Annotated in this window: 7 protein-coding genes; 1 reads left to right on the forward strand and 6 read right to left on the reverse strand. The window is 66.5% G+C overall.

What is annotated here, in order from left to right:
- Positions 1-34: 34 nt before the first annotated feature.
- The 5 genes from icmF to JOF56_RS50925 form a co-directional block, all read right to left on the reverse strand.
- Positions 35-3262, reverse strand: coding sequence for a fused isobutyryl-CoA mutase/GTPase IcmF (icmF, locus tag JOF56_RS50905; RefSeq protein ID WP_209646643.1), 3228 nt, complete (start codon positions 3260-3262; stop codon positions 35-37).
- Between the two features lie 81 nt (positions 3263-3343).
- The gene (locus JOF56_RS50910; RefSeq protein WP_307855650.1) at positions 3344-4009 is read right to left on the reverse strand and encodes a hypothetical protein; all 666 of its coding nucleotides are present in this window, start codon (positions 4007-4009) and stop codon (positions 3344-3346) included.
- Between the two features lie 30 nt (positions 4010-4039).
- A complete protein-coding gene (gene tnpB, locus JOF56_RS50915; RefSeq protein ID WP_209646644.1) occupies positions 4040-5404 on the reverse strand; it encodes an IS607 family element RNA-guided endonuclease TnpB in 1365 nt (454 codons plus the stop codon).
- On the reverse strand, positions 5401-6252 hold the full coding sequence (locus JOF56_RS50920) for an SWIM zinc finger family protein (protein WP_209646645.1): 852 nt from the start codon (positions 6250-6252) through the stop codon (positions 5401-5403). Before JOF56_RS50920 ends, tnpB begins: the two co-directional genes overlap by 4 nt.
- A complete protein-coding gene (locus JOF56_RS50925; RefSeq protein ID WP_307855651.1) occupies positions 6253-8991 on the reverse strand; it encodes a DEAD/DEAH box helicase in 2739 nt (912 codons plus the stop codon).
- 588 nt (positions 8992-9579) lie between these two features.
- Here JOF56_RS50925 and JOF56_RS50930 point away from each other — a divergent pair.
- Positions 9580-9993: a nuclear transport factor 2 family protein gene (locus JOF56_RS50930; RefSeq protein WP_245378758.1), complete on the forward strand. Its 414-nt coding sequence runs from the start codon at positions 9580-9582 to the stop codon at positions 9991-9993.
- Between the two features lie 120 nt (positions 9994-10113).
- Here JOF56_RS50930 and JOF56_RS50935 read toward each other — a convergent pair whose 3' ends face one another.
- Positions 10114-12867, reverse strand: a complete 2754-nt coding sequence (locus tag JOF56_RS50935; RefSeq protein ID WP_209646647.1) for an AfsR/SARP family transcriptional regulator — start codon at positions 12865-12867, stop codon at positions 10114-10116.
- Positions 12868-12871: the final 4 nt, after the last annotated feature.

Consider the following 12871-nt stretch of genomic DNA (forward strand, 5'->3'; position numbering starts at 1 on the left):
CTTCGGCTTCAGCCGTGGGGAGGACGTCAAGGAGCTACACATTACGGCGGTACTGGCCGCCGACCTCAAAGAACGCCTCGGTCACCTGCCCAAGAGTGCAAACGCGCGCCGCGGCCATCAGCGAAGCGAACACGTTCGCGCCCGAGGAAGCAGCCTCGCGCAGCCCCCTCAAAGCATCCTGGGCCTCGTCGCGGTGCTTGGCCTGGAAGTCCCGGGTCCGGTCGACCTGCGAGCGCTTCTCCTCCTCGGTCGCACGCGCCAGCTCGATCTCGATCGGCTCCTCGGAGCCGTTGTCGGGCAGGAAGGTGTTCACGCCGATCAGCGGCAGCGAACCGTCGTGCTTACGCGTCTCGTAGAGCATCGACTCGTCCTGGATGCGGCCGCGCTGGTAACCGGTCTCCATCGCGCCGAGCACGCCGCCGCGGTCGGACAGCCGGTCGAACTCGGCCAGCACGGCTTCCTCGACCAGGTCTGTCAGCTCGTCGATGATGAACGAGCCCTGCAGCGGGTTCTCGTTCTTCGACAGGCCCCACTCCTTGTTGACGATCAGCTGGATCGCCATCGCGCGGCGTACCGAGGCCTCGGTCGGCGTGGTGATTGCCTCGTCATAAGCGTTGGTGTGCAAGGAGTTGCAGTTGTCGTACAGCGCACACAACGCCTGCAGGGTCGTACGGATGTCGTTGAAGCTCATCTCCTGCGCGTGCAACGAGCGGCCTGATGTTTGCACGTGGTACTTGAACTTCTGCGACCGCTCGTTGGCGCCGTAACGCTCGCGCATGGCCACGGCCCAGATCCGGCGGGCGACACGGCCGATCACGCTGTACTCGGCGTCCATCCCGTTGGAGAAGAAGAACGACAGGTTCGGCGCGAAGTCGTCGATGTCCATGCCGCGCGCCAGGTACGACTCGACGTACGTGAAGCCGTTGGCGAGGGTGAACGCCAGCTGGCTGATCGGGTTCGCCCCGGCCTCGGCGATGTGGTAGCCGGAGATCGACACCGAGTAGAAGTTGCGGACCTTGTTCTGGATGAACCATTCCTGGACATCGGCCATCATCCGCAGCGAGAACTCGGTGGAGAAGATGCACGTGTTCTGGCCCTGGTCCTCTTTGAGGATGTCGGCCTGCACAGTGCCGCGCACGTTCGCCAGCGCCCACGCGGAAAGCTCGGCGTGCTCCCCGGCATTGGGCTCGCGGCCGTGTTCCGCGCGGAAGGCGTCCACGCGCTGGTCGATCGCGGTGTTGAGGAAGTACGCCAGGATCGTCGGCGCCGGGCCGTTGATCGTCATCGACACGGACGTGGTCGGCGAGGTCAGGTCGAACCCGTCGTACAACGCTTTCATGTCATCCAGGGACGCGATCGACACACCCGAGGTGCCGATCTTGCCGTAAACGTCCGGCGGGGTGTCGGGATCGCGGCCGTACAACGTGACCGAGTCGAACGCGGTGGACAACCGGGTCGCTTCCGAACCACTGGACAGGTACTTGAAACGCCGGTTGGTACGGAACGCGTCGCCTTCACCGGCGAACATCCGGGCCGGGTCCTCACCGTCCCGCTTGAACGGGAAAACCCCTGCGGTGAACGGGAATCGGCCCGGCAGGTTCTCCTTGCGCAGGAAGCGCAACACTTCCCCGTCGTCGTCGAAGGACGGCAACGCCACCCGCCGGATCTTGCTGCCGGACAACGTCTCCCGGACCAGCGGGGTGTGCAGCTCCTTGTCACGGATCTTGACCACGAGCTCGTCGCCGGTGTAGTCCGCCTTGACCGACGGCCACTCCTGCAGCAGTTGCCTGCTGCCGGGAGAGACCTTCTCCGAAGCCTGGGCGACCAGCCCGGATACGTCCGTTGTGGACAGATCGGCACGAGCAAGCGCTTGTTCAGTCGCGGAGAAGTGGTTCAGGTCCCGGACCGCGCCGACCTGCTGTTCGGTGGTGGCGTGGTAGTCCCGGATCGTGTCGGCGATGTCGGAGAGATAGCGAGCCCGTGAAGCCGGCACGACCGTCGCGGCCGACGTGGAGGTCTTGTGGTCGACCACAGGCAGGATGCCTTCGCTCGCCGCGAGGCCCTTCTCCACGAGCGCGTCCCGCAAATGCTGGTACAGCGCGGTAACACCGTCGTCGTTGAAGGTCGCGGCGCTGGTGCCGTAAACCGGCATGTCCTCCCAGGACTTGCCGAACGCCTCCCGGTTGCGGACCAGCTGACGCCCGACGTCACGGCGCGCGTCCTCGGCGCCCCGGCGCTCGAACTTGTTGATCGCCACCACATCGGCGAAGTCGAGCATGTCGATCTTCTCCAGCTGTGACGCGGCGCCGAACTCCGGCGTCATCACGTACAGCGAGAGGTCGACGAACGGCACAATCGCCGCGTCACCCTGGCCGATACCAGGGGTTTCCACGATCACCAGGTCATACCCGGCGGCCTTGCACGCGGAAATCACGTCCGCGAGGCCCTCGGGGATCTCCGAACCCGCGTTGCGAGTGGCAAGCGAGCGGAAGAAAACCGTCTCGCCATCGACACTGTTCATCCGGATGCGGTCGCCCAGCAGCGCACCGCCGCCCTTGCGGCGAGTCGGGTCGATCGCCAGCACCGCGACCCGGACCTTGTCCTGCTGGTCCTGGCGGAACCGCCGGACGATCTCGTCGGTCAGCGACGACTTGCCCGAGCCGCCGGTACCGGTGATGCCCAGGACCGGCACCTGCCCGCTGGTCCGGATGGCGTCCTGCCCGGTGAACACGCCCGCTTCGATCTGGGTGATCGCCCTGGCCAGCACGTCCTGGTTGCCCGCGGGCAGGCCGTCCCACGACTGCGGCGAGCGCTGGGCGAGGTCGTAGTCGCAGGACTCGACCATGGTGTTGATCATCCTGGCCAGGCCCATCTTCTGGCCGTCGGCCGGCGAGAAGATGTGCGCGACACCGCGCGAGTGCAGCAGCTCGATCTCGGCGGGCACGATCACGCCGCCCCCGCCGCCGAAGACCTTGATGTGCCCGGCGCCGCGCTCGTTCAGCAGCTCCACCAGGTACGAGAAGTACTCGACGTGCCCGCCCTGGTAGGCGCTGATGGCCACGCCCTGGACGTCCTCCTGGATCGCCGCGGCCACGACTTGCTTGACCGAGCGGTTGTGCCCGAGGTGGATCACCTCGGCGCCCTGCGACTGCAGGATTCGCCGCATGATGTTGATCGCGGCGTCATGACCGTCGAAGAGGCTGGCGGCCGTGACGAACCGGACGGGGTTCGCCGGCCGGTGCAACGGCGCCTGAGGTGTCATGAGAATAGTTTGACGTCCAACCTTCTGCCGGACAACCCGGTGTGTCCCGAGTCTCCTTGGAAAGGGCCCCCTACCTGCCGATCAGCGAAGAAGAACGAACACCACGCCGCCGACCACCGGGCCCAGAAATGCACCAACTGCGACCTGCGCGGCGGTGTGGTCGGCGACCCGGACGCGGGCCCAGGCCACCAGCGCGACGAGCGGGATCAGCAGGGTCATCACCCAGCCGTAGATCAACACCACCGTCGCCACGGCACCGCCCGCGACAGTCGCGTGCAGGGAGACCTTCCACCATTTGGTGATCACCACGCACACGATCAGCACGGTCACCATCGACCACGCGAGCGCGACGATGTCCCGCGGCGCATCCCAGACGAGCAGGATCACCAGCCCGACCAGGGCGGACGCAAGGCACATCATCAGCGGCAGGAACCGGCGTTCACGCTCGCGCACCCAGTGGCCGTCCCATTTGCCGCGCCGCGCGCCACGAATGATGAACGCCATCGGCAGCACGCTGTAGAACACGGCCACGACCAGCGACCACAGGATCGTCGGCACCACCCCGTGCCCAGTGGCGTTCCACGCCACCGCGAACGGCAGCAGCACCACGATCGTCGCGGGCGACAGCACCTCGGTGAGGATCTTCGCCAGCTTGAGGCCCGGGCTCGGGGCAATGGGGACATCATTCGTCTCGGCGACCACGACGTAATCCTGGCAGCCGATCAAGGTGAGATGTGGGGCGGCCACACCGTTACGAACTGGGGAACTCTGATGAATTCACCGCTCGCAGCCGATCGTTACCGGTCGGCGGTCCCCGTCTTGCCCACCAGGATGGTGCGGGGTTGGCGTTTCACAGCCACCTGCCAAGCTGGGCTTGGTCTTCTGGTCGGCTCCACGCCCTGTTTTCACGTCGCCCGGCCACTCCAGGTCGACGTACTGCTTGAGATTGAGCGCGGCGTTGAGGTCCCGGTCGATAACCAAACCGCAGGCATCGCAAGTGAAAATCCGGTCTGCCATGCTCAGTTTGGGTTTCACTGTGCCGCAGCCAGAACACGTCTTACTCGACGGGAACCACCGGTCGGCGATGACCAGTCGCCCACCGTTCCATCCGGTCTTGTAGCCGAGTTGGCGTCTGATCTCACCGAAGGAGGCATCAGCGATATGCCTGGCCAGCTTGTGGTTCTTCAGCATGCCCAAAACGTTGAGGTCCTCCACCACGACGACGCCGTAGATGGCGGCCAACTCGCTGGTCAGCTTGTGGATCGCGTCCTTGCGCAGATTCGCGACCCGCACGTGGATACGTGTGACTTCCCGCTGGGCGGATTCCCAGCGAGCCGAGGGCCGCTGCCCGGTACGCCGATCGGGGCCTACTCGCCGCGACAGCGTGCGGGAAGCGGTTCGCAGTGCCTTCAGGGCTCTGGTCACGTGTCGTGGGTTGGGCACCAGGTCACCGGTGGACAGCACAGCCAGAACCTTGATACCCAAATCCACCCCGACCGTTGCGTCAGGCCGTGCCGGAACATGCACCTGACGGACGACCTCGACAGTGAACGCGCAATGCCAGCGACCGGCCTCCAAGCGCACCGTCGCGGACAGAATCCGCGCGGTCCCGCTCTCCAAGCGCCGGGCCAGTTTCCGGGTCGACTCATGCGTCTTGATCGTGCCGACCCTGGGCAAGGTCACATGCCGACGGTCGCTCTCCACGCGGATCACCCCGGTGGTAAATCTCACGCTAGGTGTGGTGCGGCGGCGAGCCTTGAACCGCGGGAACCCCACCTTACGGCCAGACCGCTTACCGGACGCGGAGTCCGCCCAGTTCCGCAACGAACGAGCCACACCGTCCAGACCGGTATTGAACGCCTCCTTGCTGCATTCACTCCACCACGGGGCGACCTCGGGCTTGGCAGCGTTCCACGCGCGACGCAACGCGGGCAGGTTCCACGCCAACGCCGGGGTCAACTCCTCACCACCCAGGCCGTAGGAACGTTCGGCCGCCCGCTGGCCGATGTTTGCCTTCACCCGCGCAAGCGCCCAATTGAACGCAAACCGGGCCGCCCCCACGTGACGTTCCAGATTACGAGCCTGCGCGGCGCTCGGGTCCAACGCGAACCGATACGCCTGTATCACCGTGACCGCACTCATCCATGCCCGCTATCAGTAGCGACATCGCCAACCACGTCATCGCCTGTGGAGCGAGCGTCATCCGGCGGCGCGAACTGCCGGTACAGCGGGACAAGCGCTTCGATCAAGGGACTGCCGTGGGCCTTGATCGCCGGGGCGTCCACTCGCAGGATGACCGCCTCGGTCTCCTCGGGTTCGGGCAGTGGTGGCAGCTGGCCGGCGGTGAAGAAGTCGTCGATGAAGTCGTCCAACGCGGGACCTGCGGCGGCCGGTGTCTCGGCGCGGTTGCGACGCAGGCGGCTGAGCAACTCCGTTTTGGATCGGCCGCGCCACTCGAAGATCAGGAACGGGTCGTCGTCGAAGCGTTCGGCGAGCAGGAAGCAGACCGCGGCGACGTGTTTGCACGGCACGGCCCAGTCCGGGCAGCTGCAGTGCATCGGCAGATCGCGGGCGGCGGCCGGGAACAACGGGATGCCCAGCTCGGCGAAGATCTCCTCGATCTCCGGTGGCATCTCGCCGGCCAGCAGTTTCGCCGCGAACAAGGCTTTGCCGGCCAGTTTCTCGGTGACCAGGTCCCATTGCCCGGCACTCAGCGGTTTGGAGATCAGCTTCACCGCGTAGGGCTTGGGCCGGGAGCCCTGCACCTGGGCGATGACCTTGCCGGCCGAGATGTCCAGCGACATCACCTGGCCGGACCGGGCGTACGTCTTGCCCCTGGTCATCCGGCCGCCGAGCTGCAGTTGCTCGAGCACGGTGATGAACCGCTGCGACCACCACGCGTTCGCCATCCTGCCGCGGGTGCTGCGGGCTTTGATGCCGTTCTCGACCTTGATCGGGCCGGACGACGGATAGTCCTCCCACCAGGGCATCTAGGCCGCCTCCCCGACCGCGTCGGGCGCCAGTTCGAACAGCTCCCGCAGCGCGCCGGTCGACAGCTCGGTCAGCCAGTCCTCACCGCTGCCGACGACCATCTCGGCCAGGGCCTTCTTGCTGCGGATCATCGCGTCGATCCGGTCCTCCACCGTGCCCGCGCAGACGAACTTGCGGACCTGGACGTTGCGGCGCTGGCCGATCCGGAACGCCCGGTCGGTGGCCTGGTCCTCGACAGCCGGGTTCCACCAGCGGTCGACGTGCACGACATGGCTGGCGGCCGTGAGGTTGAGCCCGACGCCGCCTGCCTTGAGCGACAACACGAAGATCGGCGGCCCGGCATCGGACTGGAACCGCTCGACCATCGCGTCACGCTGCGATTTGGTGACGCCGCCATGCAGGAACAGCACGGGCTGCTCGAACCTCGCGGTCAGATGGGCGCGCAGCATCTCGCCGAACTCGGCGAACTGGGTGAAGCAGAGTGCTTTGTCCCCTTCGGACAGTGCTTCGTCCAGGATTTCCTCCAGCCGGGCCAGTTTTCCCGACCGGCCAGGCATCCGTGAGCCGTCCTTGAGCAGATGCGCCGGGTGGTTGCAGACCTGCTTGAGCCGAGAGAGCGTGGACAGCACCAGGCCGCGGCGTTCCATGCCCTCGCTGTTCTCGATACGGTCCATCATGTCGGCGACCACAGCCTGGTACAGCGAGCCCTGCTCGGCGGTGAGCTGGCAGACCTCGGTCATCTCGATCTTGTCGGGCAGGTCGGAGATGATGTCCCGGTCGGTCTTCACCCGGCGCAGGATGAACGGCTGGGTGCGGCGCCGCAGCGCGGCCGTGACCTCCGGGTTCTTGTCCCGTTCGATCGGCACGGCGAACCGGCTGCGGAACGTGCCCGCCGGGCCGAGCAGGCCCGGGTTGGCGAACTCCATCACCGACCACAGTTCCGAAAGCCGGTTCTCCACCGGCGTTCCGGTCAGGGCGACGCGATGCGCGGCCGGGAGCGCCCGTACGGCTCTGGCCTGCTTCGACCCCGAGTTCTTGATGTTCTGGGCCTCGTCGAGCACGATTCGGTGCCAGCCCAGACCGGCCAGTTCCTCGGTCTCCCTGGCCACCACACCGTAAGTGGTGATCACCAGGTCGGCCTCGGCGACGGCCGCGGTCAGCTTCTCCCCTGCGACCCGGCTCGCGCCATGGTGGACATAGACGTTCATCCCGGGCGCGAACCGCGCGGCCTCCCGCTGCCAGTTGCCGACCACAGACATCGGGCACACCAGCAGATTCGGCTTGCTGCCCTCAGCGGCGATCAACGCGAGCAGCTGAACCGTCTTGCCCAGCCCCATGTCGTCGGCGAGGCAGCCGCCGAGCCCAAGCCTGGAAAGGAAACTCAGCCAGGCAAGGCCCCGCTGCTGGTACGGCCGGAGGGTGGCGGTGAAACTGTCCGGAGTGGACACAGGCTCGAGCTGATCCTCGATCTTGCCGGCCAGCACATCGCCCAACCAGCCATCGGCCACCACATCCGTGACCGGCACGTCGACACCATGGGCGGCAAGCTCGGCATCCGCCTGCAGCAGGTCGCCCGCGGTCATCTCCCCCGTGCCTGCCTTCTCCAGGAAGTCCAGCGCACGGCGCAGTCTCGCGTTGTCCAGCTCGACCCATTGGCCGCGCAGCCGGACAAGCGGCGCCTTGGCTTTCGCCAGCTCGGCGATCTCCTCGGCGGTGAGCTCGTTCTCACCGACGGCGAGTTCCCATTGGTAGCTCAGGATCTCGCTGAGCCCCATGCCACCCTTGACCACAGCACCGGGTTGCTTGGCCGAGCTGGCTTTGAGTTTCAGCCCCAGCGCCGGGCCCCGCTGCAACGCCGACGGCAGCTGAACCCCGAATCCCGCCAGCGTCAACGCGTTCGCACTCTGCCGGAGGAAACGGTACGCGCCTTCAGGATCCGTGGTGAGTGCTCTGGGGGCACTCACCTTCAACGCGGCGTCCAGCTCCCGGTAGACCCGGCTCGCCCGGCCCAATCCGGCCAGCAGTACCTCTTCGGGATGCTCGGCATGCCTGGCCAGCAACTTCGCCGCTCCCGCACCCTGCCAGACATCCTTGGCCGACGCGGTGAGACTCGGATCAGCGGTGGCCTGCAGGAAGAACTCGACCCGCCAGTCGTCGTTGTCCTCATCCGGCAGAGCCAGCCGGAAACACGTCCGCAACGGCCCAACAGGCGGCGCCGCCGACTCATGCCAAGTTTTGATGGCCGATTCGAGCCGGGTGAGATCGCCCGCGACCGTCGCCTCGTCTGTGGTGAGGGCTTTCAGCCACCGCTCGGCGGGTGTCTTGCCGGACTTTGCGGATGTGGTGATCCTGCTTCTGGCTGTGGCGTCCGTGAGAGCGTTGAGCACATCCGGGAAGACGTCCGCGTTCCCGTTCGGGTACTCCGCCCTGACTACCGCAGGCATCGCGTTCTGTAGGGCGCGGGCGTACTCACCGTCCTCACCGACCAGTTGCGGAATCCACCTCGCCTGATCCCCTTGCAGCCCAGGCAGAACCTGCCCTCGGCCCACCAACGCACCCGCGAACCCGGCCACAGCCTTGAGCCACCGCCACGACCCACTCGGCGTTTCCGGCGCTTCCCGCCCCAGAACCTCCAGCGCCTCTTTACCCTCAAGCTCCACAGTGGAAACCGTCCACGGCAGCAGCCGGAGCTTGCCCATCTTCTCCGGCGCCGCCCTGACCAGCTCCGGCGCCGCCACCGGGCCACCGGAATGCGACGGCAGCAGCAGACTCAGCTCAGATTCGCCCCCGCAGTCAAAGAGCTTCCGCAAGGTCTCCGGCCTGGCCCCAAACGGATGCGGCCGAGGCTTTTTGGGCGCGCGTCCCTTCGCGACGCCAGCCGGCAACGTCGCATCCTCAGCCCACAGACACACTCCCCCGCCGGAGGTCCAGGCAGCGTGCACAACAAGCATGCCAGGACACTATCCGCACCCACCGACAATCCCGGCCGCCACCCCATCCTCTACCGTCCGGACGGTGGCTGCCGGGCCGGACGACAGATCCTGGGAAAGGCACGAAACCAGCCGAACGAAGAGTCAGACCAGACCAGCAACCACCACCGGTCACATCCTCACGGACGCACACCCATCCTCACTGCCGACCGAGGGTGAGGACACTCAGAGCCGATCTCTGCTGCGCTGACGCGCTTTTTGCTCTTCTGGGGCTCGGTAACCGGGGCTCAGTGGACCTTCAGGTCGGGCACTGGCTGGCCGCCTCTCTTTCGGGTTTGCCGGTGGTGTCCGAAATTCGCCGGTTCCTCTGGCTTCGCTCACCTAAGGTCGTTGGTTATGGCACTGGAGAGTCGGGATGTCGTGAAGCGTGCTTGGAAGGTTTTCGGCAGTCATGATTCTGAGCTGATTTCCTCGGTCTTTACTGAGGATGCCGAGTGGTTGGCGCCTGCCGGGAATGCTACGGCTGTTGCGTTGGGGGGATCTAGTCATATGGTTGGCCGGGATGCGATCGTGCGATTTCTTGCTGAGGATTTTCCGCGCTTCTTCGTGCGGGATGTGACCATCGACTTCCATGGGTTTTATGCCGATGGTGAGCGCGTGATCATTGAGGAGACTATGACGGCGACGCTTGCCAATGGCCGCCGTTATTCCAATGATTATTGCTTTGTTTTTGAGCTTCGGGGTGGGTTGATTCACCGGGTTCGTGAGTATATGGACACTGCTCGGGGGCACCGCATGGTCTTCGGTTAGGGCCTGGTCGTGGGCCGGCGACACCTCCAGCAGCCGCCGGACCACAGTGTGCCCAGGTGCGATCCACTCATGTAAAACAACAGCGTAATCGGTGTGTGTACAGCGGCCCGTACAGTCGGGCTACAGGGTCTCTGCCAGCAACTGCTCCAGGATTGGGTCCCGGCGGGTTGCTGGGCAGGCGAGCAGCTCGTAGGCGCGACGCCTGGCTGCCGCGGCTCCTGGGAGGTCGCCGAGGATTGTGTGAGCGCGGGCCAGTTGGCGGGCCGCGGTGGCCTGGCCGTAGTCGTCTTCTATTTCTGTGGTGAGGGCTTGGACGGCCAGGGCGTCGGCCAGGGCCGCGTTGGGGTTTCCGTCGCGCAGCCAGATCTCCGAGCGGCAGAGCAGGGCTTCCCATTCGTCGTCGCGGTTGCCGACCTGTCGGCAGCAGGCTATGGCGTTGTCCAGTGTGCGCAGGGCGTCGGCGCGTTGGTCCATCAGGCAGTAGGCGCGGCCGAGGGCGACCAGGGTGACGCTCTCTCCTATTTTGTCGTCGGTGCGCAGTCTGAGGTCGAGGCAGGCGTGGAAGCTGTCAACGGCTTCGGTGTGTTTTCCCAGACGCAGCAGGACTTCGCTGAGGTTGTGCTGGGCGATGATGACTTTGGCCGAGTTGTGGGCGCGCAGCAGGCGCAGGCTTTCGGTCAGGTGTTCCAGTGCCTGGTCGAGGTCGTTGGTCCACATGCTGAGCCAGCCGAGGTTGTGCAGGGCGAGGCCTTCGCCTTCGGGGTCGCCGATCTCACGCCACAGGGCGAGCGCGCGCCGCATGCCGGCTCGGGCTTGGTCGATCTGGCCGGCGCGCCATTCCATGGTGCTGGAGATCGCGAGGGTGGCGGCTTCGCCTCGGCTGTCCTTGTCGCGCCGGGCCACAGTGAGCGCCAGATCCGTGATGGTCGCGAGCTCACGCCAGTGGCTGCGTTTCATGGTGAGCGATCGGATCTCGGGGACGAGGTCGATGGCGAAGCGGGCGATCGCGGGCTCACGTTCGGCGGCCTGTGTCGCGGCCGCGACCAGGCATGGCAGTTCGGCGTCGAACGAGTCGAACTCCTGTGCTTCGGCCCGCCGGCACATTTCGAGGTACCAGTCCAGGGCGCGGCGCAGCGCCTCGGTCCGCTCGGCGAAAGGATCCTCCGCTGCGGCGAGTTCCGCCGCGTAAAGCCGCAGCAAGTCGTGGGTACGGAACCGAGCACCTGGGACGGGGTCGAGCAGACGCACCTCGACAAGATGGTCCAACGCCTGCTCGGCCCGGAAATCGTCCACATCGAGCAGCATCGCGACCAGCTCCACACCGACCTCGGGCACGCCGAGCACGCCCATCAGCCGGAAAGCCTTGGCCGCCATGACGTCCCGGCCCAGCGATTCGTATCCGATGGCGAAACTGGTCCGCACCGTCAGATCCGCGACCCGCAGTTCGTCCAGACGCCTGCGCCGGTCGGCCAATCGTGCCCCGAACTGCGACAACGTCCAGTCCGGCCGTCCGGCCAGGCGGGCACCGGCGATCCGCAGGGCCAGCGGATGCCCGCCACACCACATGGTGATCTCCGCCGCCGCACGGGACTCTGCCGCGATGCGCGCGTTGCCGGCGAGCAAACCCAGTAGGTGCAACGAGTCCTGAGAGTTGAGCACGTCGACCGGGACCTGCCGGGCGTCCACAGTGGTCAGCGGGGTACGGCTGGTGATCAGGACCGCGCAGTCCCGGTTGGCCGGCAGCAACGGGTTCACCTGGCCGGCGTCGGCTGCGTTGTCGAGCACCACCAGGACACGCCGGTCGGCGAGCAACGACTGGTACCGGGCGAACGCCTCAGCGGGCTCCACGGCGACCTCGTTGGGCGGGACACCCAGCGCCCGCAGGAACCGGCCGACGACCTCGGCGGGCTCCAACTGGGACAGTCCTGGACTGGATCCCTGCAGGTCAACGTACAACTGACCATCCGGGTACTGGTCGGCGACGCTGTGCGCGACCTTCAGCGCGAGCGTGGATTTGCCGACCCCGCCAGGCCCATGGAACGCCACAACCGGGCCGTCGGCCGAAGCGAGCTCCGCAGCCCGGCCGACGAACACGGCAGGCTCAGGCGGCAGCTGATGCGGCACGGACGCCTGGACGCGAGACAGCAGCAGGCTGGGATCGCGCTGCAGAACCTGCTCGTGCAGGCGGCTCAGCTCAGGCCCGGGATCGATGCCCAGCTCGTCGGCAAGGGTCCGGCGCGCGGCGGTGAACGCCTCCAAAGCCCCAGGCACGTCGCCTGAGCGGTACAGCGCGAGCATGAGCTGGCTGTGCAGCTTCTCCCGCAACGGATGCTGCCTGATCCACGTCCGCAGCGGCGCGGTGATCTGCGCGTGCCTGCCCAGGGCCAGCTCGACCTCGACGTGATCCTCGACCGTGGCCAGGTACAGCTCGGCCAGCCGGGTGACTGTCTCTCCCAGGATCGGGCCAAGTGGTACGTCCTCGGCCACGTCGCCTCGCCACAGGCTCACGGCCGCCGTGAACGCCTCGTTCGCCGCCGTGAGGTTTGCCTGGGCCAAGGCCTGCCTGCCCGCCGCGGCCAGCTGTTCGAACCGGGGCAGGTCGAAGTCGTCCGGATCGACGAGCAGCTGGTACCCCGATTTGGAGGTGACGAGCTGGTCGTCGGCAGGCAACAACCGGCGCAGCTGCATCACGTAACCACGCAGGTTCGGCGCGGCCGAGCGGGGTGGCTGCTCGCCCCAGACCTCGGTGATCAGAGTGCTGACGGGGACCACGTTTCCGGCGTGGACCAGCAGCATCGCGAGCACGGTGCGCTGCTTGTCCGCGGGGATCCGGACGCCCAGGATCTCCAGCGGGCCCAGAAGCCGGAACCTCATGGCT

Source organism: Kibdelosporangium banguiense (genome assembly GCF_017876405.1).
In the GTDB taxonomy this organism is placed as follows: Bacteria; Actinomycetota; Actinomycetes; order Mycobacteriales; family Pseudonocardiaceae; genus Kibdelosporangium; species Kibdelosporangium banguiense.

Coding starts and splice junctions, on each gene's coding strand:
- icmF (WP_209646643.1), bottom strand. CDS start 3,262: ATGACACCTCAGGCGCCGTTGCACCGGCCGGCGAACCCCGTCCGGTTC.
- tnpB (WP_209646644.1), bottom strand. CDS start 5,404: ATGAGTGCGGTCACGGTGATACAGGCGTATCGGTTCGCGTTGGACCCG.
- JOF56_RS50920 (WP_209646645.1), bottom strand. CDS start 6,252: ATGCCCTGGTGGGAGGACTATCCGTCGTCCGGCCCGATCAAGGTCGAG.
- JOF56_RS50930 (WP_245378758.1), top strand. CDS start 9,580: ATGGCACTGGAGAGTCGGGATGTCGTGAAGCGTGCTTGGAAGGTTTTC.
- JOF56_RS50935 (WP_209646647.1), bottom strand. CDS start 12,867: ATGAGGTTCCGGCTTCTGGGCCCGCTGGAGATCCTGGGCGTCCGGATC.